Consider the following 19,090-nt stretch of genomic DNA (forward strand, 5'->3'; position numbering starts at 1 on the left):
TGAAGGAAAAATTATGATCGCGCAGTGGCAAATCGAACAGTTTCATCAGCAAGGCTTTCTGGTGGTCGAGGCGGTGCTCTCGCCCGACGAGGTCAGCACATTACAGCAGGAATTTGACGGCTGGGTCGAAGAAAGCCGCCAGCATACCGAGGTCTGGGGCGAAACCCTGGATGGCCGCCCGCGCTTCGACCTCGAAGGAGATCATCGCGCCGACCACCCTTCGCTGCGCCGGGTAAGTTCACCAACCGAGATTTCCGCCGCCTTTGAACATGCGGCTCTGCAGTCACGTATGGCAACCATTGCCGCCCAGTTGATCGGCGGCAGCGGCACCCGTTTTCATCACAGTAAAATCAACTCGAAGCTGCCGTTTACCGCCACCCAGGTGAAATGGCATCAGGATTTTTTGTTCACGCCGCACAGCAACGACGACATCATCACCGCCCTGCTGATGGTCAGCGAAGTCACGCCGGAAAATGGCCCGCTCAACGTCGTACCGGGCAGTCATAAAGGGCCGCTGTGGTCCCACTGGCAGGCGGGAAGATTTACCGGTTCGGTGGACGATGAGGTGGTGGCCGAGCACTGCCAGCAGCCGCAGGCCTGCTTTGGCCCGTCTGGCTCGGTCTGCTTTATGCATACCCGCCTGCTTCACGCCTCAAGCCCTAATGAAACCGATCTGCCGCGCACCCTGTTTATCAGCGTCTATGCCGCCGAAGACGCTCTGCCGTTCGGCGACAACCCGCTGCCAAGCACCCACGCCGGGCAACTGGTCGCCGGTGAGGAAAGCGGCATGGTACGTAGCGCCGCAAATCAGCTTCGTCTGCCGCAGAAACCGCGCGGCGCCTCATTCTTCGTTCAGCAGGCCGGCCACGATCTCGCCAGCATGTAATGTCATCCCTGGAGGTTTTTATGAAAAAATTGAATGCTCTGCTCCTGTGTACCGCTGGCGCCCTGACCTCGTTCAGCACCTTCGCCTTTCAGCAGCCGGGGAAGATTACCGCCGGTTCGGATATGACTTTTTATCCTTATGAATATATGGAAAACAACAAACCGGCCGGGTTTGATATCGAGTTCCTTGCCGGCCTTGCCAAAACCATTGGCCGCGAGGCGGTCAATACCGATACCCGTTTTCCGAACCTGATCCCTGGTCTGCAGGGTGGGCGTTTTGATATCACCAACTCGTCGATGTACATCACCGCCGAACGCCTGAAGGTCATCGATATGGTGCCGTACCTGAAAAGCGGCGAGTCGATTCTGGCGCTCAAAGGCGCCAGCTATCAGCCGAAAACCCCGGAAGCGTTCTGCGGCCATAAAATCGGCTCCATGGGCGCCACCTCCTGGCTGGCTCAACTGCAAAAGCTGTCGGCGGACTACTGTGTGAAAAAAGGCCTGAAGCCTATCATCTTGAGTGAGTACAGCACCGACCCACAAACCACCCAGGCGCTGCTGTCGCGGGCGGTGGAAGCGCAGATCACCGACGCGGCCGTTGCCCGCGGCGTGGTCGAAAAACTGGGGGACCGGATCGTTATCTCGTCCGATACCTTAATTTACCCGGTGCTCAACGGCTTTGGCGTCAAAAAAGGCAACAGCGAGGTCAAAACCGCGCTTGAGGAAGGGCTGAAGAAATTCAGCGCAACGCCAGAGTATGCGGCGCTGCTGAAAAAATATAACTTCCAGCCGCCGACCGAAGAAGACCTGAAAACCCTGATGCCGAAAACGGAGTAACCCGATGGCCTACTCTTATGAAGAACAGACGCGCATCGACCTGGCGGCGACGTTTCGCATTATCGCCCACCTCGGCATGCATGAGGCGGTGGCCAACCACTTTAGCGCCGCTCTCTCGGCGGACGGCAAGAAGTTCCTGCTGAATCCAAAGTGGAAACACTTCTCGCGGATCCGCGCCAGCGACCTGCTGCTGCTGGATGCCGATGATGAAGCAACCGCCCGGCGACCGGACGTCGACGCTACCGCGTGGGCGATCCACGGCCAGATTCATCAGCGGCTGCCGGAAGTCCGCGTAGTGCTGCACCTGCACCCGGTCTACACCACCAGCATCGCCTGTCTGGCAAACCCGCAGATCCTGCCGGTCGAACAGAACAGCGCACGCTATTTCAATCGCGTGGCGGTGGATACGCTGTACGGCGGAATGGCGGATACCGTCGCCGAGGGGGCACGGCTGGCGGGATTGCTGGCGGATAAACGTCGCCTGTTGATGGGCAACCACGGTGTGCTGGTCACCGGCAGCGACATCGGAGAGGCATTTGACGACATCTGGACCCTGGAGCGGGCCTGCCAGATTCTGGTGACCGCCTGGTCAACCGGCCAGCCGCTGAAGGTATTGTCTGATGAAGTGGCGGAGAAAACCGCCCAGGACTGGGAGAAAATCGCCGACTTTTCCCGCCAGCACTTTGCCGAAATGAAGCAGATGATGATTGATGCCGATCCATCGGTGCTGGACTAACGCGTGCAACGGACGTCCCGGGCGACTGCCCGGGACACCCTCTTTTACAGCTGCGCCAGCCTGGCGAACACTGCCTCGAGTTCATCGGGCTTGCGCCATCCCTGATGCAGATCCCGCACCTGCCCGTTGCCGTCAATCACGACTGAGGTCGGCGTGCCGATCACCTGATAGCGCTCCTGGGTCATCTTGAGTTGGTCACGCAAGATTGGATAGCTAATGCCGTGTTTTTCCAGCAGCGGCGCGATATCGACCTGTTCCGGGTCGGTATTGATCCCCACCACCACCACTTTATCCGGCCAGCGCTGGCTGAGCGCCTGTAGGGTGTCCATCTCCGCCAGGCAGCCGCCGCAGCTGGCTGACCAGAAATTGAGATACACCGCTTTCCCCTGCCAGCTCTGAAGAGTGGCGGAGTTTCCTTGTAGATCAAAGGCCGACAACGCCGGGGCCGGCTCACCGCGCGCCAGCTTCTCTTCCTTGCAACCAGCGGGCAACAGCAGAATCAGCAGCAATACCGCAAACACTTTAGGCAGACGCATGGGCATTGACCTCTTCGCCAAGATACTTGCCATGCTGCAGACGCACGATGCGGTCGGCAAATTTCCCCAGCGCCGGGTTATGGGTCACCATCACGATGGTTCGCCCCTGGCGATGCAGGTCGGTGAGCAAGTCCAGCACCCGTTGCTCGTTTTCTTCATCGAGGTTACCGGTAGGTTCATCGGCAAAAATCACCGGCGGTTCATTTACCAGCGCCCGGGCGATACAGACGCGTTGCTGCTCGCCGCCGGAGAGCTGGCTGGGTAAATGGGTCATGCGATGCTCAAGGCCCACCTGCGCCAGCACCGCCCGGGCCGCCGCTTCGTCGACCACGCTATGGTAGTGCTGCGCCAGCATGATATTTTCCAGCGCCGTCAGAAACGGGATCAGATGGAACTGCTGAAACACCAGGCCAATCTTCTGCGCCCGAAAGCGCCGCCGCCCCTCTTCGTCCAGCGCCGCAGCGTCGGTGCCGTCGAGGATAACCTGGCCTTCACTGACCGTATCCAGGCAGGTCAGGATGTTCATCAGGGTGGTTTTCCCGGAGCCGGAGGCTCCCATAATCGCGACAAATTCGCCGCGCGCGATGCGCAAATTGATGTCATCCAGGGCAGTGACATCGCCGAATCGCTTACACAGATGACGGGTTTCAATCGCCATCTGGCGTAAAGGCGTGACGGTCATGGCGTTACTCTCCTTTCAATACTTTCGCCGGTTCAACGCTCACCGCGCGGCGCACCGGAACAATGGCCGCCAGCAGGGCAACCAACAAAGACAGCACCAGGGTTATCGGCAGCACCGGCAGGCGCAGCGAAATGGTGGCATTAAATACCGTGATCCCCAGAAGCTGGGCCAGCAGATACCCCAGCACCCAACCGCACACCACCGCTGCAAGGGTGATGATGCTGGTCTCGAGCAGCATCTGGCGCACGATATCACCGTTGCTGGCCCCCAGCGCTTTTTGCAGCGCGAACTCGCGGGCGCGCTCGCCGACGATAGCCATCAGGGTGGTATTGACGCACAACGACGACAGGGCCAGGATAACCAGCGAAACCAGCCCCATCAGCCCTTTGATTTTATCCAGCACCTGCCCTTCGGAGGCCGAGACCTTGCGCACCGGGCGGATCTCAAGGTCGGGGTAACGCTGCTGTAACTGCCGGGCATAATCCTCAACCTGACCCAGGTCGTTACTGACGCTCAGCAGCCCCTGGCTGATGACCCCAGGCCTGTTCAGCCATGCTTGCGCCACGTCGAGGCTGACAATCAGCATATTATCGGTAGCGTCACCGGCTTCGACGATCCCTTTCACCTGCAGCATTTTTCGCCGTTGGTGATCCACCAGCGTCACGCTATCGCCCACCTTGAGCGCCAGCCGCTGGGCCAGCTTAACGCCGACCATCGCGTGGCGGTCGTCAAAGCTGACGCCAATCCAGTTGCCGCTGACCTGCCAGTAAGGCACCAGCTGTTGCAGCGACTCGAACCAGACCCCCACCATCACCACCTTTTCCAGCTCGGTGCGTGCGGTGCCATACAGCCAGGGGCTGGCGCCGTGAATCAACCCTTTTGGCGCGTCGTCGAGAATCGCCTGCAGCGCAGGCTGCGGCATTCGCGAGCCGTGTCCTGGCCCGATGTAAAAGTTCGCGCCGAAGGTCCGCAGCTCTTCGCTCATTTTACTGTTGATATCGAACCACACCGCAGAGAGTGCGGTGACGATAGTGGCGCCAACCGCCAGAGCGGTGAACACTACGGCAACGCGCTGCAAACGCAGACGCAACGCTCGCCATACCAGTAACCACAGCATGTCGTGCTTAGCGGCCATACAGCACCTCCACAGGATAAAGTCGCGCAATGCGGCGCGCCGGGAACCAGGTGCCGATTAGCGCAATCAGTACTGCGATCACCAATACGCACGGCACCACCACCCAGGCAAAATTCAACGGGGTTTCAAAGAGCATCAGCCCGATCATCTTCGCCAGCCCCCAGCCCGCTACGCAGCCGAGGGCGCCGCCCAGCAGGCCGCTCAACGCCGCCTCAAGATAAAACAACAGCAGAATTTGCCACTGTCGGGCGCCCAGGGCCTTCATCAGGCCAATCTCTTTGCCACGCTCCATCATGGTACTGGTCATCAGCGAGGCAATGCCCATTGCCGCAGCGGCCAGCGCCGCCAGGGTTACCACCGCCATCAGCAGCTGAATTTTATCGATCACCACCCCTTCCGACGCCGCGACCTGCCACACCGGACGCACTTCCGCGCCGGAAATGGCCTCTTCCAGTTGATGAGCAATCGACGAGACGTAGGCCGTGCAGTACCACAGGTCATACTCTTCAGCATTTAGCGCTTCGAGGTTTTCCCGCGCCCGGCGCGACAGTTCATTCTCCGGCACCGTCAGCGCCGACACGCGAATCGCCTGCACTTTTCCCGGCAGACCCAGCAACTGCTGGACCACGCTCAGCGGCATGACCAACTGATTATCTTCGTCGCCGCCGCTTGAAAGCACGCCGCTGACCACCACTTCCATGCTGTTGTCCGCCACCTGAAGCCGTAGCCGCTTGCCAGGTTGCCAGCCATAATGGCGCGCCAGCGCCTGGCCGACTAAGGTCTGTGGCTGCTGGGCAACCGGCTCCTGCGGCCACTCACCGGTCACCTGCCAGAACGGGCTGACCGTACGCTGCCCGGTCTGGTAGCCCTCTTCATCGGGTATCTCAACCGGCTGGCTGAAAAAGGTGCCGAGCACGCGAATATCATTGCCATCTATGCGCACCTCGCCGCTGAGCATCGGCGCGAAGCCGACAATATTGTTACGCCAGAAGATATCTTTGATGTTCGGCAGTTCCGACTGTTCGAGAAAATCGTCGCTGGCCAGCGGGTTGCTTTGCTCGCTGAACAAGGCCGGTAGAGCCGCCTGTCCCGCCGGTTCAATCAGGATATTGGCGCCGTAGGATTTCAGCTCGCGCGACATCTTGTCACCGATATCAATAGAGACCGCCAGCAGCGCCGAGATCAGGCTGGCGGCCAGGAACACGGTTAACACTGCCAGCCCTTTGCGGCGCAGATTGCGCCCCCATGACTGGTAGATCATTCGTCCCAGCATCGCTATTCCTCCCGCGCCGCATCGCCAGCAAAGGTTTCAGGCTCGCTGCGGAAACGGTCATAGTTGGCCTGCGAGGCGAAGAACCAGGTTCGGCCCGCGTAGCTGTATTTATATTCCGCCGCGGTGTTGGTCAGGGTGCTCCCGTCTACCGGGTCGGTCACCTTGATGGTCAGCACGGTCGAGAAGTAATTAGCCCCGACGGCCAGCGCCTTGCCGGGGATCGTCAGCTCCCGCTCATCGTTGCGCCAGTCGTCAATCGGTACCGGGTTACAACCGCCGGGTTTGCCGATTGACGGAATAAAGATATGTACCCCGCAGGCGACGCAGATCACCTGGTTGCCCTCCATGACGTACCCCTGATCGCCGCACAGCAGGCAGGCATCAAACACCACGCCGAAGCGCAGCTTGTCGGGATAGCGGTTAATGATAAAGAAACGTACCGCCTTGCCATCGTCGGCGACCCAGACAAAACGGTGCAGCTTACCGTCGCGAACCTGCGCCAGCGGAATATGCACCAGACCATCGGCAGCAAGCGTCACCGGCTGGGCTTCCGACAGTCTCGGCGGCTGCGAGGCCACCAGATCCCACCACAGTTGGCCGCCGCTAATCAGCACAACGCAACACAAGGTGGTCAGCCAAAGCCGCACGGCGCCGCGCCGCTCCGCCTGCGCCAGCCGACGGGTAACCGGCGCATCCGCCGCCTTTACCGCGAGGGAAAACCGTCTGAGCGCCGGGAGCCAGCACAGGCACAGCAGCGTGAGGATGGCAGCGGCCGCCCAGTTATAGCCAGCAGCATTGTTGGTGGCTTTGGCGACAAAACTGAGCAGCGGTTTGAGCAGCGGGACTATCTGCAGCTTCATCAACAGCAGCAGCAGGTTGCCGAGCAGCGGCAGCCACAGCAGCACCATCAGTACGATGGTCAGCGGCCAGTAGGCCCAGCGTATCCGCCGCAGCAACATGGCGCACAGCGCTGCCGCCAGACACAGCAGCGCAAATGCCAGCACCAGCGCGCTCAGGTTCAACAGCAGATCGGTATTCAGCACGTGGGTGGAGGTTAGCCCCCCGAGATTAGGGTCCTGCGCCCAGTGGCGCGCGGCACCAGAAACGAGGATCCACTGCCACAGATAGCGCAGACGCAGCGTGGCCCACCAGAAGCTGAGTAAAAACAGCAGCGACAGCAGGATCTCCCCGGCCACCAGCATCAGCTGTAGCGTCTGACTGCCGCGGATAAACAGCCCGGCCAGCAGTCCTGCAGCCAGCGCGCTAAGTAAGATCCAGACGAGGGGACGCAGTGATGGCGTATCACCCCGCCCCCATAGCAGTGAGGAGAGCAGCGCGATACAGAAAAAGAGCTGGAGCGTGGTGACGAAAAAGTAACTCATGACTTCGACCCGGTACGGCGGAATACTGTAGTCCGCATCAAGCAACACACCGCAGGACGACCCGAAGGCCATCCTGCGCGACGAAGGCGCAGAGTCTGTCCCAGTAGGCGCAGATTGATGCCGCCAGTTTGGCCACGGACAGCGCGGAACAACCGGAGCGTACACACCGTACGTGAGGATTGTATTCGCTCCGCTCACCCTTCGGACCGCCCTGAAGGACGTTCAAAGATAGATCTTTGTGAGCACTGCCCTGGGCCAAAATGGCAAATAAAATAGCCTAATGGGCCAGGCTCTTAGTTCAGGCCGACGTATTTGAACTCGTAGCTGACATCAAACGGTTTCCACCAGCGGCCGACCCCGGTCTCGCTGTCGGTATGACGATGCATCCCGGCTTTTGATGGCGGTTCAATGTGGTAGGTCACTTTATAGTTACCGACGCCCATCATTTTGATATTGGCGCCATAGTGCGGGCCGTCGCTGGCCACCATCGGCATAAAGGTCCCTTCCTGTTTTTCACCGGTGTCGCTATTGACCAGGGTGTAGGCGATGGTCAGATAGGGGATCCATTCACCCGCGCCAAAGCCATTCTTGCCCCCTTCAACCGCATGAATATCGGCCTCCAGATGGATATCCGATTTAGCGGCCGGCAGCCCCATACCGCGCGGCTCCATATCAATTGGCTGCAGATAGACGGCGGCGATTTCCATCTCATTCATGGTGACCGGCTCACCGGCAGGATACTCTTTAAACGCCAGCGCCGCCGGGGCGGTAAATACGGCGGCCATGGTGGCGCTGATAATCACGGTATTCTTGAAAGTCATCTGACACATCCTCTCGTCGTTAAAGGGCAATTATGATTTTTTTATACTCACGGTCGGCGCCTGGTTGCGGCGGCGCATAATGACCAGTGCCGCCACGGCAGCAACCAGCAAAATGAATTGTGGTAACAAGGTTTCCAGATAGGGATAGATGCCGAGCCAGCCGATTTCCGGCACCCCGCTGATTAAAGTCGGCTGGAACAGTTTGCCCTCCACCAGTTCGAGGACGCCCTTACCAGCGAAGACAAACGCCATCAGGTACATCAGGCCGCCGGTAAAGATGAAGAAGGGTTTCAACGGCAGGCGGACCACCGAGTAGCGCATCACGATCCACGCCACCAGCAGCACCACGCAGCCAATGACGAACCCGCCGCCGATGGCCAGGTGACCAGAGACGCCCTGGGCATCGCCAAGCAGGGCAAAGTAAAACAGCACGGTCTCCGCCCCTTCGCGGTAGACCGCCAGGAAGCTGGTCAGCCACAGCCCGACCAGCGAGCCACGAGAAAGGGAGTGGCTCAGCTTGCCCTCCAGCCAGGCTTTCCAGTGGCGGGCTTCGACTTTCGACAGCAGCCAGTAGCTCATGGAGAACAACATCACCACCGCGATCAGCATGGTGAACCCTTCCAGCAGCTCGCGACTGGCACCAGAGTTGGTAAACAGCAACTGGAACAGCACCGCCGTCGCCACGCTGGCGATCAGCGCCACCACCACCGACTGGCGAATTAACGGCAGCTTGTCGTGATGATCGTTTTTCACCAGCCAGGCGACGATGGCCGCCACAATCAACAGCGCTTCCAGCCCTTCGCGGACAATAATCATCAGGCTGTAGAGCAGCAGGCTCCACTGGGATGCCTCGCCCTCACCCAGCATGGTCACCGCCTGTTGCAGATCGGCATCCAGCGCCGCGGCTTCCGCCGCCAGTTTGTCCTGCGGCTGGCCGGCCTTCATCAGGCTCACCATGCGGGTGAAATGGGCTTCGAGAGCGGTTTTAAACGTTGCATCGCGGGAGCCGATTTTGTTCTCCATCCCGGAGGCTTCGAAGCGGTCGAAATAGGTATCCTGAATATCGAGAATCGCCTGTTGGGCCTCTCCGCGCTGATAGCGCGCCAGCGCTGCTTCTACGCTGCGGTGGATCTCCGCCGCCACAGCGGCCCAGTCGGCTCCCGCGGTGCTGTCAGCCACCGGCGCGGCGCCGTTATCTGCCGTCGGAGCGTTTACCGGTTGGTCGTCGCGGGTGGTCGGCAGGCCCGGCAGGAGGTCTTCCAGATCCTGCAGCAGGGTGGTGACCTGATAGGCCACCTCGTTGAGGTGATCCGGTTGTGACGTCAGCGCAATCAGGGCGGTAAACTGCTGATTAATGGCCGCTGCCGCTTTTGCCGAACGGTTTTGCCGCACCGACATTTCCATCTCTGAGTTTTTAAAACCCTGATAGTGCGCCTGCTGTACCTGCTGGCTGGCGAGGCTGACGTTGCCAGCCTGATAGGCGCTCATCGCCTGCGCCAGCAGATCGTCAATCACCCGGAAACTGTTCTGCCAGTGCAGCGCGATATCGTCCCGCGACAACGCGGTATGCTGCTCCTCCGCCACTAGCCGATGGCCGCCGTCCAGCACCGGCTCCACCTCGCGCAGCGCCCGTTTCAGCTCGTCAACCCGCGCCTGAACCGCCGCCAGCGGTTTGCCGTCGGCGATCATCCTCCGGATATCGCCGAAACTGCTCTCCATCTCGTAGCTTTTGCGTGCGGAGAAATTAATGCGAATGGGGCCTTCGAGATTTTCAAACACTTCGAAATAGGCCGCCTGCACTTCCCGACGCGCTTCGTTGGTTTTTTGCTGCTGGTAGAGTTCGACGGTGGTATCAAGCCGCTGTTCGATATCGTCGATGAGGGGGGTGTAGCGGGTCTGCGCCATCGCCTGCGCACTAATAAGCAGGAGACTAAACAGCGTTAACAGCAGAAAAGCGCGAGCGGCGGCCATGGTGCATTCCGATAAAAATAATGATAATCGTTATCATTGTTATTTTTGCCAGAATGCACATGACCCAGATCATGAAAATGTCAATCAGTGACAGTTTGTGTCAAATAATGCAAAGAGTCACCGCTTCAGCGATGAATGAACCCGCAGTCAATCAGCGTGCTAATAGCGTCGGGTCGTGCTGCAGATGGCGCAGGAAATTACCGTACCCCTGGCTGCCCATCCAGAAATTGATACTTTTCTCGACCCCGGAGGAGGTTAAGGTCGCGCCGCTGATGCCATCCACAGTGTAGGCATCATGTTCGCCGGATTGGTTCTGTACCACCTGCAACGCCGGTGTCCCCTGGCCATCGCGGAGTTTTTTCCCCACCCACTGCCTACGCCATTGCGGGTCTTCCACCCTCGCCCCTAACAGCGGCGTCTCGTTTTGCTGGTAATAGACCAGGTCGTTAACCGTGCGGCCATCGGTGTCGAGAGCCACCAGCGCATACATCATCGATTTGGCACCCTTACCATGAACCGGCAAGATAATCTGTTGAATATGTTGCTTATTATCGCGAACCAGATAGATATCGACCGGAGAACAACGCTGGCGGATTTGCGCCGGATCGCGCGCTGGCGGCAGGTCGATACAGCGTGGCGCCTCGCTCTGCTGGCCGACGGGGAGCAATTCACCGCTATCCAGGTCCAGCTGGCGACTGACAATGTGCGCCTGGTACAACGCGCGCAGCGTTTGCGCATCCTGCTGTCCGCTCCCCAGCAGTCCGGCAACGTTGAGTACCGCAGTGTCGGTCTGTTGGTTTACTGGCCTGGCGTCATTGTCTTTCAACAGCAAAAAATAAACGGCAACGATGGCGAAAAACAAAATACAAATAATCATCAAAGATAAAACAATAATTTTACTTTTACGCATGCGCTGATGATTCCCGTCGGTAGATGATAATGTTGGTATTAGCTTGCGATCGTTTTTGTCTCGCTGTCCAGCCTATTTTTAGCGTCGCAGTGGTTGCCACCCAAGGATAAATATATTTTATTGTCATTTCAGTTTATTTATTTTTAATTAAAAACGCAGCCTGATAACGACTGCAATATATAAAAAACCGCACCATTATTATTTTCAATCATCATCTACGGTTCGCCGAAATGGTCATCTGTGCGCTAATCGAATTGTAAAAAAATGCCCAAACGCTGGCTTGTTATAGGATTAATCTTATAATATCAGCACACAACAAAGCGCCACCTGCTACCGTCACCCCGGGATAAGAGACAAACATGTCCAGACCTTCGACGCTGTACGTTCCACATGTGTTAAGCGCGGCCGATATTGCGCCAGAAGAGCGCTATCAGCGGATATCGCAAAATCTTAACTGCTACGGTATTAAGGTGGTGAATAATCGCCGGCCGGAAGCGATAATTGCCAACCACAAAACTATCTCTGGGGTTTCCGGCGATTTTTGTAGTGCGATGGGCTCTAAAAACGAGACAATCTTCGACCCACACCAGGTAGATACATCGTCGATCTATATTTCTTTATTACTCCAGGGCAAACAGGTTATCAGCGGCAGAACCCCGGCCACCCGCGCCCAGGTGGATGCCGGGATGCTGATTGTTCACCAGCGCAGCGATTATTACCATTATCAATGTGACGATGTTAAACAGCTATATATCATCCCGCACAGCGATAAAATCAAAACATTATTCAGCGGTAAACTCTCCAGCCCGATAGTTTCACTGGAGAACCACCCTTTAGCCCAGTTTTTAAAATCGCATATGTTATTGCTGGATGCGCAATCGGATCGTTTATCTCAGCCCGAGACGGCGGTGATCGTCGATGGTCTGCATCACATTGCGCTGCGGGTACTGGCCGATGTGGCCGAGGAAAGAGGACTGCGCTCAACCGGAAAATTAAGCCACCTCGTCGACAGCGCGCGATCGTTTATTACCCTTAACTATCATCAGCACCAGCTGTCACCCGACCTGATTTGCCAGGCGCTGCGCTGTTCCAGAGCCAGCCTCGACCGGGCATTCCACGAACAAGGCACGTCGGTGATGGTGGCGATCAAAGAGATTCGGCTGGAAGCGGCCCGCCAGCTGTTGGAAAAGGATCGTCATCTGGCGGTAGAACAGGTCTCCTGGCGCTGCGGCTTCACCAGTCACCCGTTATTCAGTAAAAGCTTTCGCGAAAAATATCATGCGTCACCAAAAGCCTGGCGCGACAACCATTACCAATAAGCGGGTGAGTAAGCCGCAGGTTATTGTTCTAGCGGTGGCGAAACGATTTAAACTGCGTGGCTTTACGTTCTTTGATATAGCTCAGTAAGCAATAGACTGAGATCCCCAGCAGCGCGATGGCAACGATAATTAACAGCAGGGTGCTGATATTCATTTTGATATTCTCTTTATCAATTATTCTCACATTTTTATCATAATGATTCTGCCCTGCGCGAACAGCACCCCGGGCCTCAATCCTGTTGTTTGCCCCTCACCGCGCTTACGCGCGCAATCGTTGATCTTCTCCCTATGCTGTAGCAGCATGGCTGAGCAAACACAGAGCCTACTGAGTCAGGCTTTTAACAAAAAAAACAACACCATCAGCTAACTACAGGAGCTTATCAGTGCCAACCGGATATCGTATTCAGGCTACCGATCTGCATCAGTTCGTTACCACGCTGTTCACTCAACTGGGCAGTACCTCTGACGAGGCCGCTCTGGTCGCCGACCATCTGGTGGCGGCCAATCTTGCCGGGCATGATTCACACGGCGTCGGGATGATCCCGAGCTACGTGCGCTCCCACGCCCAGGGCCATCTCCAGCTTAACCAACACGCCAGCATCATGAAGGACGCTGGTGCGGTGGTGACCCTAGACGGCAACGCCGGCTTTGGTCAGGTGGTCGCCCATGAGGCGATGCAGACGGGTATTGAAAAGGCCCGGCAGCACGGCATGGCGGCGATCGCCCTGCGCAATGCGCACCATATCGGGCGCATCGGCTACTGGGCCGAACAGTGCGCGGCGGCGGGGTTTATCTCCATCCACTTTGTCAGCGTCGTGGGTGACCCGATGGTGGCGCCGTTTCGTGGCAAAGACAGCCGCTTTGGTACCAACCCGCTATGCGTCGTGTTCCCGCGCAAAGGCCAGCCTCCGCTGCTGCTCGACTACGCCACCAGCGCTATTGCCTTCGGCAAAACCCGCGTCGCCTGGCACAAGGGCGAAGCCGTGGCGCCGGGTTCACTGATTGATGCCCACGGAGAGCCGACCACCGACCCGGCGGTAATGCAGACCTCGCCGTTAGGCGCCCTGCTCACCTTTGCCCAGCATAAAGGCTACGCCCTGGCGACGCTGTGCGAGATCCTCGGCGGCGCCGTTTCCGGCGGCAAAACGACCCATCAGTCGAGCCTGCAGACCTGCGTCGACGCCATTTTCAACTGCATGACCACCATTATTCTCAATCCGGAAACCTTCGACGCGCCGGATATGCAGGGCGAAACCGAGGCCTTTATCGACTGGTGTAAGCAGTCACCTCACGACCAGCAGACCCCGATTCTGGTGCCGGGAGAATGGGAAGAAGCCAATCGTCAGTCCCGCCTGGCGCAGGGGATCCCGCTGGATGCCGGTAGCTGGCAGGCCATCTGCGAAGCGGCCCGCGAAGCCGGTATGGCCACCGGGACCCTGGCGCAGTTCCAGCAGAAAATGGTCTGATCCCACCGCAGAGCGCCCTGCCCGGGCGTTCTGCAACGTCATCGTCATTAGTGACGACATCATGACGCCTGCCGCACCCGCTATTAAAATAACTATATATATCAACATTTTGAATATTGGCATAACTCCTGCATAACGCTTCGGCCTTCTGCCAGCATCGCGGCGCAAGGATTCCATGACGATGGCGGGCCGGGCCCGGCCTGACCATTGATCTTCATTCACTGTTAACAGGTCTGTTACTGATGAAAAAAGTCACAAGCGTTTGCCCTTATTGCGGGGCGGGTTGCAAGCTCAAGCTGGTTGTCGATAACAATAAAATTATCCGCGCGGAAGCGGCCGATGGGGTCACCAACCAGAATCAGCTGTGCCTCAAGGGATACTACGGCTGGGATTTCCTCAACGATACCCAGCTTCTGACGCCGCGCTTGAAGCAGCCGATGATTCGCTACCAGAAAGGCGGGAAATTAACCCCGGTCAGTTGGGAAGAGGCCATTCGCTACACCGCCAACAAGCTGCGGGAGATCAAAGCGCAGCACGGCCCGCGCGCCATAATGACCACCGGCTCGTCCCGTGGTACCGGCAATGAAACCAACTATGTGATGCAAAAATTCGCCCGGGCGGTGCTGAACACCAATAATGTCGACTGCTGCGCCCGCGTCTGCCACGGCCCTTCGGTGGCGGGCTTGCAGGTGGCCCTCGGCAACGGGGCGATGAGTAACTCCATCAGCGATATCGAACACTCAAAATGCCTGCTGGTCTTTGGCTATAACTGCGCAGACTCCCACCCTATCGTCGCCCGCCGGGTGATTAAAGCCCGTGAAAATGGCGCGAAGATCATCGTCTGCGACCCGCGGCGCATCGAAACCGCCCGCATCGCCGACCGCCACCTGCAGCTCAACAACGGCAGTAATATGGCGCTGGTAAATGCCTTCGGTCACGTCCTGCTGGAAGAGGACCTCTACAACCATGATTACGTTGACCGCTTTACCGAAGGGCTGGAAGCCTATCGCGACGCGGTACAAGCCTACTCGCCTGAAGCGGTCGAGGCGATCACCGGCGTACCAGCGCAGGAGGTGCGTCAGGCGGTAAGAATGTTTGCTGCCGCGCCGTCGGCCACCATTATGTGGGGCATGGGCGTCACCCAGTTCGGCCAGGCGGTGGATGTGGTCAAAGGGCTGGCCAGCCTGGCGCTGCTGACCGGCAACCTCGGGCGCGAACACGTTGGCGTCGGGCCGGTGCGTGGGCAAAACAACGTTCAGGGCGCCTGCGATATGGGGGTGCTGCCGAACCTGTTCCCAGGCTATCAGGAGGTCACCGACCCCGCCGTGCGGGCGAAATTCGCCAGCGCCTGGGGCATCGACCCGGCGATCATGGATGACCAGGTAGGCACCCGCATTACCGAAGTGCCTCATAAAGCCATGGAAGGAGAGATCAAAGCCTACTACATCATGGGCGAGGATCCGTTACAGACCGAAGCCGATCTGGGGCTGGTGCGTAAAGGTATCGAGGCGCTGGATTTTGTGGTGGTACAGGATATCTTCATGACCAAAACCGCAGAGATCGCCGACGTCCTGCTGCCGGCAACCTCGTGGGGCGAGCACGGCGGCGTCTTCACCTGCGCCGACCGCGGTTTTCAGCGCTTCGAGAAGGCGATCCCGGCACCGGCTAACGTCAAACGCGACTGGGAAATCATCAGCCTGCTGGCGACCGAGATGGGCTACCCAATGCATTACGACAATAACCAGCAAATCTGGGACGAAATGCGCGAACTCTGCCCGCTGTTCTACGGCGTCACCTACGAGAAAATGGGCGACATGAACCACGTTCAGTGGCCGTGTCCGACCCTCGACCACCCCGGCACGCCGTGGCTGTATAAAGAGAACCGTTTCGATACCCCGACCGGGAAAGGCCAGCTGTTTGCCGCCCCGTGGCGGGCGCCGGCCGAAACGCCGGATGCCGGCTATCCGCTGGTGCTCTGCACCGTGCGCGAAGTGGGCCACTACTCCTGCCGTTCCATGACCGGCAACTGCGCGGCGTTGCAATCCCTTGCCGATGAACCTGGTCGGGTGCAGATCAGCCGCGCCGACGCCGAACAGTTGGGGATCGCCGACCGGCAGCTGGTGTGGGTCAGCTCGCGACGCGGGAAAGTGATCACCCGTGCCGACATCAGCGACCGTATCAATCGCGGCGCCGTCTATATGACCTATCAATGGTGGGTCGGCGCCTGTAATGAACTGACCCAGGACAACCTTGATCCGATCTCGAAAACGCCGGAAACCAAGTACTGCGCGGTGAAAATCGACGCTATCGAGGACCAGCTGTGGGCCGAGCAGTACGCCTGGCGCGCCTACAGCGATATGAAGGCCCGTCTGAAAGCGGCGGTCAGCGCCTGACGGTACGGCTGACATAAAAAAGGGAGAGGACTCGCCTCTCCCTGTTCCCTCCGCCGTTGCGCGTCTCAGCGAACCGGCAGCAGCGATTCCACCAGGCTTGTCCACATCGCCACGCCAGGGGCTATCAGCTCGTCGTTAAAATCGTAGCCGGCGTTGTGCAGCGGCTTTGACGGTATTTCACCATCGGTGCCGATCCAGAAATAGGCTCCCGGGCAGGCTTCCAGCATGCAGGCAAAATCTTCCGACGCCATTGACGGGTTGATCTGTCCGTTCACTGCCGCTTCACCCAGTGCGGCTATCGCCACCTCGCGCACTTTCTTCGCCTGCTCTGGATGGTTCCGGGTCACCGGATAACCGGGATACCAGGCAATCTCCCCCTGCACGTCAGAAACCTGCGGCTGGGTCTCGACATAGTGCGCGATCAGCCCTTTCACCCGGGCGCGAACCTGGTTGCTCAGGCAGCGGAACGTCCCGCGCAGCACGACCTTATCTGGCAGTACGTTAATCGCTTCACCACCGTTAATTTGGGTAATGCTGACCACCGCCGACTCCTGCGGCGACAGGCGGCGTGACGGGATGGTCTGCAGCGCCATGATCAACTGCGCCGCGGCGACGATCGGGTCGGCACCGCTTTCCGGCATCGCCGCGTGGCAGCTCTTGCCGGTCAGGGTGATTTCAAAGGCGTCCAGCGAAGCCATCATCGCCCCCTCGTTGACCGCTACATGGCCTAACGGCAGGCCCGGCCAGTTGTGCAGCGCGTAGATGGCGTCCATCGGGAAGCGCTCAAACAGCCCCTCTTCAACCATTTTGCGCGCGCCGCCGAGATTCTCCTCCGCCGGCTGGAAGACAAAATGCACCGTGCCGCGAAAACGGCGGGTCTGCGCCAGGTGCGACGCCGTCGCCAGCAGCATGGCGGTATGCCCGTCGTGGCCGCAGGCGTGCATCACGCCAGGGTTGCGCGATTTGTAGCTGAGATTGCCGGACTCGGTAATTGGTAACGCGTCCATATCGGCCCGTAGCCCGATAACCGGCCCCGGACCGTTCTCCAGGGTGGCGACCACGCCGGTCCCCGCCAGCCCGGTATGCACCTGCAGGCCAAAAGAGGTCAGTAATTCAGCGACGCGGCGCGCGGTGTTCTGTTCCTGATAGCCAAGCTCCGGGCAGGCATGAAATTCACGTCGCCAGCGAATGGCCTCAGCGATCGATGATGGCGATACTGCCATGTCTTGCTCCTTTCCTGCACAGCTTCAACGCTGAACGCATAGCTGAACGAATAATAATGCGGGCCTCGATTGTTATACCCGCCAGCACGCCTCCGCCCCCGCGGAGTGCACTATTGGTTATATCCTTTCGCCAGCGCGCTGACAACACTCCCCGAAGGTGCAAACCCGGCGTTTTGCCAACGGCTGGCGCTGGCGTATCAATAATAGTAGTCATTTCAACGGTGACATCCGCCATACGATTAATTAATATGCAGGCCTGTCGGCAATCTGCCGGATTATCCACCTGTTGACTTCCGTTATCGGGAATAAAATGTTTAACCAAGACCAGAATCGCCTTGCCCCCACGCTGGCGATGATCATGGCCGCGTCATTAGTGGGATTTATCACCGGTTATACGGTGCCGTTAATCAGCCTTGAGCTTGCCCAGCAACAGACCGACACCGTCTACGTCGGCCTGCTGGCCGCGCTGCCGCCTGCGGGCATGATGCTCTCGTCGTTCCTCTCCCCTGCGCTGTGCCGTCGTTTTGAGATGGGCCACCTGCTGAGCGCCAGCCTTCTGCTGTTAGCGCTGGCAACGATAGCCTCCTGCCTGACGGTAGATCTGATGCAGCTGCTGCTGCCTCGTTTTCTGACCGGTATCGCGTCCGGGGTGATTATCGTCCTCGGCGAAAGCTGGATCACCGGCGGCGCGGAGGGCAAAAACCGCGCAACGCTGACCGGCATTTATGCCTCGGCCTTCACCGGCTGCCAACTGGCGGGGCCGCTGCTGATCTCCGCCGGCAGCGAATATCAAATCTGGGTGCTGGTGGCGGTCGTCGTCCTCACTGCCGCCTGCCTGCTGATGCTGCGCCATCTGCCAACCGGCAGCCGCGAAACCCTGTCAGAGCGAGCCAGCTGGCGCAGCCTCGGCGCGTTCTTGCCGGTACTGGCCTCCGGGGTATTCTGCTTTGCCTTCTTTGATGCCAGCATTCTGGCGCTGCTGCCGCTGTACGGCATGGATAAAGGGCTAAACGAAGCGATGGCGGTGCTGCTGGTGACCATCGTCTTAACCGGCGATGCCCTGTTCCAGGCACCGCTGGGCTGGGTGGCCGACCGCTTCGGCATCCGTCGGGTGCATCTCAGCTGCGCCGCGGTGTTCTGCCTCGCCTTGCTGGCGCTGCCGTTCCTGCTGGTATCGCCCGTTCAGCTGATTGTCGGCTGCCTGGTGCTCGGTGCCGCGGCGGGAGCGCTGTACACCCTCTCGCTGGTGCGGGCCGGGAAGACCTTCAACGGGCAAAAGCTGATCATGATAAATGCGCTGCTGGGATTCTTCTGGTCGGCAGGCAGCGTGGCCGGGCCGGTCATCAGCAGTCTGGTGATCAGCGTGTCGGGCTATGACGGGTTACTGATCACCCTGCTGGCCAGCGGCGGGCTGTTCCTGCTGATTCAGTGTTTGGGGAAAACCGAACAGTCGCTGCTGGCGACAGCCAATGAGGATAGCGACGACGACGATGATGCAGAGCCGGCCACCGCGTAATCGCC

The 19,090-nt window shown here is 58.9% G+C and carries 18 protein-coding genes; 7 read left to right on the top strand and 11 right to left on the bottom strand.

Translation table 11 applies throughout. From position 1 onward, the window contains the following. The first annotated feature begins 13 nt into the window (after positions 1-13). The 3 genes from ACMYSO_RS03595 to ACMYSO_RS03605 are packed head-to-tail and all read left to right on the top strand — an operon-like array spanning position 14 to position 2,458. Positions 14-886 carry a phytanoyl-CoA dioxygenase family protein gene (locus ACMYSO_RS03595; protein ID WP_434669353.1) on the top strand — a complete coding sequence of 291 codons (873 nt, stop codon included), beginning with the start codon at positions 14-16 and terminating at the stop codon, positions 884-886. Between the two features lie 20 nt (positions 887-906). Then, positions 907-1,722, top strand: a complete 816-nt coding sequence (locus ACMYSO_RS03600) for a transporter substrate-binding domain-containing protein (protein ID WP_434669354.1) — start codon at positions 907-909, stop codon at positions 1,720-1,722. 4 nt (positions 1,723-1,726) lie between these two features. After that, on the top strand, positions 1,727-2,458 hold the full coding sequence (locus ACMYSO_RS03605; RefSeq protein WP_434669355.1) for a class II aldolase and adducin N-terminal domain-containing protein: 732 nt from the start codon (positions 1,727-1,729) through the stop codon (positions 2,456-2,458). A gap of 44 nt (positions 2,459-2,502) precedes the next feature. On the opposite strand, the gene ACMYSO_RS03610 is transcribed toward ACMYSO_RS03605, so the two are convergent. The 8 genes from ACMYSO_RS03610 to nqrC all read right to left on the bottom strand — a co-directional run bounded on the left by ACMYSO_RS03610 (position 2,503) and on the right by nqrC (position 11,168). Next, positions 2,503-2,994 carry a TlpA family protein disulfide reductase gene (locus ACMYSO_RS03610; protein WP_434669357.1) on the bottom strand — a complete coding sequence of 164 codons (492 nt, stop codon included), beginning with the start codon at positions 2,992-2,994 and terminating at the stop codon, positions 2,503-2,505. Next, positions 2,981-3,676, bottom strand: coding sequence for an ABC transporter ATP-binding protein (locus tag ACMYSO_RS03615; protein ID WP_434669358.1), 696 nt, complete (start codon positions 3,674-3,676; stop codon positions 2,981-2,983). Before ACMYSO_RS03615 ends, ACMYSO_RS03610 begins: the two co-directional genes overlap by 14 nt. A 4-nt stretch (positions 3,677-3,680) precedes the next feature. Then, positions 3,681-4,811: an ABC transporter permease gene (locus ACMYSO_RS03620; RefSeq protein WP_434669360.1), complete on the bottom strand. Its 1,131-nt coding sequence runs from the start codon at positions 4,809-4,811 to the stop codon at positions 3,681-3,683. Then, a complete protein-coding gene (locus ACMYSO_RS03625; protein ID WP_434669362.1) occupies positions 4,801-6,084 on the bottom strand; it encodes an ABC transporter permease in 1,284 nt (427 codons plus the stop codon). The genes ACMYSO_RS03620 and ACMYSO_RS03625 overlap by 11 nt, the downstream gene beginning before the upstream one ends. 2 nt (positions 6,085-6,086) lie before the next feature. Next, positions 6,087-7,466 carry a Fe-S-containing protein gene (locus ACMYSO_RS03630; RefSeq protein WP_434669363.1) on the bottom strand — a complete coding sequence of 460 codons (1,380 nt, stop codon included), beginning with the start codon at positions 7,464-7,466 and terminating at the stop codon, positions 6,087-6,089. Between the two features lie 293 nt (positions 7,467-7,759). After that, entirely contained in the window at positions 7,760-8,287 is a 528-nt protein-coding gene (locus tag ACMYSO_RS03635; RefSeq protein ID WP_434584442.1) for an iron transporter, read from the bottom strand. 30 nt (positions 8,288-8,317) lie between these two features. Further along, the gene (locus tag ACMYSO_RS03640) at positions 8,318-10,258 is read right to left on the bottom strand and encodes an FTR1 family iron permease (RefSeq protein ID WP_434669364.1); all 1,941 of its coding nucleotides are present in this window, start codon (positions 10,256-10,258) and stop codon (positions 8,318-8,320) included. A gap of 151 nt (positions 10,259-10,409) precedes the next feature. Continuing rightward, entirely contained in the window at positions 10,410-11,168 is a 759-nt protein-coding gene (nqrC, locus tag ACMYSO_RS03645; protein ID WP_434669366.1) for an NADH:ubiquinone reductase (Na(+)-transporting) subunit C, read from the bottom strand. A 359-nt stretch (positions 11,169-11,527) separates the two neighbouring features. Here nqrC and ACMYSO_RS03650 point away from each other — a divergent pair, with 359 nt between their 5' ends. Beyond that, positions 11,528-12,487, top strand: a complete 960-nt coding sequence (locus tag ACMYSO_RS03650; RefSeq protein WP_434669367.1) for a helix-turn-helix domain-containing protein — start codon at positions 11,528-11,530, stop codon at positions 12,485-12,487. 28 nt (positions 12,488-12,515) lie between these two features. Here ACMYSO_RS03650 and ACMYSO_RS03655 read toward each other — a convergent pair whose 3' ends face one another. Further along, positions 12,516-12,635, bottom strand: coding sequence for a small membrane protein (locus ACMYSO_RS03655; RefSeq protein WP_148060390.1), 120 nt, complete (start codon positions 12,633-12,635; stop codon positions 12,516-12,518). A gap of 235 nt (positions 12,636-12,870) precedes the next feature. On the opposite strand from ACMYSO_RS03655, the gene ACMYSO_RS03660 reads away from it, so the two are divergent. Then, entirely contained in the window at positions 12,871-13,953 is a 1,083-nt protein-coding gene (locus ACMYSO_RS03660; protein ID WP_434669368.1) for a malate/lactate/ureidoglycolate dehydrogenase, read from the top strand. Positions 13,954-14,195: 242 nt separating this feature from the next. Beyond that, positions 14,196-16,346, top strand: coding sequence for a formate dehydrogenase subunit alpha (gene fdhF, locus ACMYSO_RS03665; protein ID WP_434669370.1), 2,151 nt, complete (start codon positions 14,196-14,198; stop codon positions 16,344-16,346). A gap of 65 nt (positions 16,347-16,411) precedes the next feature. Here fdhF and ACMYSO_RS03670 read toward each other — a convergent pair whose 3' ends face one another. Further along, entirely contained in the window at positions 16,412-17,569 is a 1,158-nt protein-coding gene (locus ACMYSO_RS03670; RefSeq protein ID WP_434669371.1) for a M20 aminoacylase family protein, read from the bottom strand. Beyond that, positions 17,541-17,891 carry a hypothetical protein gene (locus ACMYSO_RS03675; RefSeq protein WP_434669373.1) on the bottom strand — a complete coding sequence of 117 codons (351 nt, stop codon included), beginning with the start codon at positions 17,889-17,891 and terminating at the stop codon, positions 17,541-17,543. The genes ACMYSO_RS03670 and ACMYSO_RS03675 overlap by 29 nt, the downstream gene beginning before the upstream one ends. Between ACMYSO_RS03675 and ACMYSO_RS03680 the strand changes: the two genes are divergently transcribed. Further along, positions 17,880-19,085 carry an MFS transporter gene (locus ACMYSO_RS03680; protein WP_434669374.1) on the top strand — a complete coding sequence of 402 codons (1,206 nt, stop codon included), beginning with the start codon at positions 17,880-17,882 and terminating at the stop codon, positions 19,083-19,085. The genes ACMYSO_RS03675 and ACMYSO_RS03680 overlap by 12 nt on opposite strands. Positions 19,086-19,090: the final 5 nt, after the last annotated feature.

Source organism: Klebsiella sp. B345 (assembly GCF_051131735.1).
Taxonomy (GTDB): domain Bacteria; phylum Pseudomonadota; class Gammaproteobacteria; order Enterobacterales; family Enterobacteriaceae; genus Klebsiella.

Excerpts from the sequence above, each read along its gene's own strand:
- ACMYSO_RS03595 (WP_434669353.1), top strand. The coding sequence starts at position 14 with ATGATCGCGCAGTGGCAAATCGAACAGTTTCATCAGCAAGGCTTTCTG.
- ACMYSO_RS03600 (WP_434669354.1), top strand. The coding sequence starts at position 907 with ATGAAAAAATTGAATGCTCTGCTCCTGTGTACCGCTGGCGCCCTGACC.
- ACMYSO_RS03605 (WP_434669355.1), top strand. The coding sequence starts at position 1,727 with ATGGCCTACTCTTATGAAGAACAGACGCGCATCGACCTGGCGGCGACG.
- ACMYSO_RS03610 (WP_434669357.1), bottom strand. The coding sequence starts at position 2,994 with ATGCGTCTGCCTAAAGTGTTTGCGGTATTGCTGCTGATTCTGCTGTTG.
- ACMYSO_RS03615 (WP_434669358.1), bottom strand. The coding sequence starts at position 3,676 with ATGACCGTCACGCCTTTACGCCAGATGGCGATTGAAACCCGTCATCTG.
- ACMYSO_RS03620 (WP_434669360.1), bottom strand. The coding sequence starts at position 4,811 with ATGGCCGCTAAGCACGACATGCTGTGGTTACTGGTATGGCGAGCGTTG.
- ACMYSO_RS03625 (WP_434669362.1), bottom strand. The coding sequence starts at position 6,084 with ATGCTGGGACGAATGATCTACCAGTCATGGGGGCGCAATCTGCGCCGC.
- ACMYSO_RS03630 (WP_434669363.1), bottom strand. The coding sequence starts at position 7,466 with ATGAGTTACTTTTTCGTCACCACGCTCCAGCTCTTTTTCTGTATCGCG.
- ACMYSO_RS03635 (WP_434584442.1), bottom strand. The coding sequence starts at position 8,287 with ATGACTTTCAAGAATACCGTGATTATCAGCGCCACCATGGCCGCCGTA.
- ACMYSO_RS03640 (WP_434669364.1), bottom strand. The coding sequence starts at position 10,258 with ATGGCCGCCGCTCGCGCTTTTCTGCTGTTAACGCTGTTTAGTCTCCTG.
- nqrC (WP_434669366.1), bottom strand. The coding sequence starts at position 11,168 with ATGCGTAAAAGTAAAATTATTGTTTTATCTTTGATGATTATTTGTATT.
- ACMYSO_RS03650 (WP_434669367.1), top strand. The coding sequence starts at position 11,528 with ATGTCCAGACCTTCGACGCTGTACGTTCCACATGTGTTAAGCGCGGCC.
- fdhF (WP_434669370.1), top strand. The coding sequence starts at position 14,196 with ATGAAAAAAGTCACAAGCGTTTGCCCTTATTGCGGGGCGGGTTGCAAG.
- ACMYSO_RS03670 (WP_434669371.1), bottom strand. The coding sequence starts at position 17,569 with ATGGCAGTATCGCCATCATCGATCGCTGAGGCCATTCGCTGGCGACGT.
- ACMYSO_RS03680 (WP_434669374.1), top strand. The coding sequence starts at position 17,880 with ATGTTTAACCAAGACCAGAATCGCCTTGCCCCCACGCTGGCGATGATC.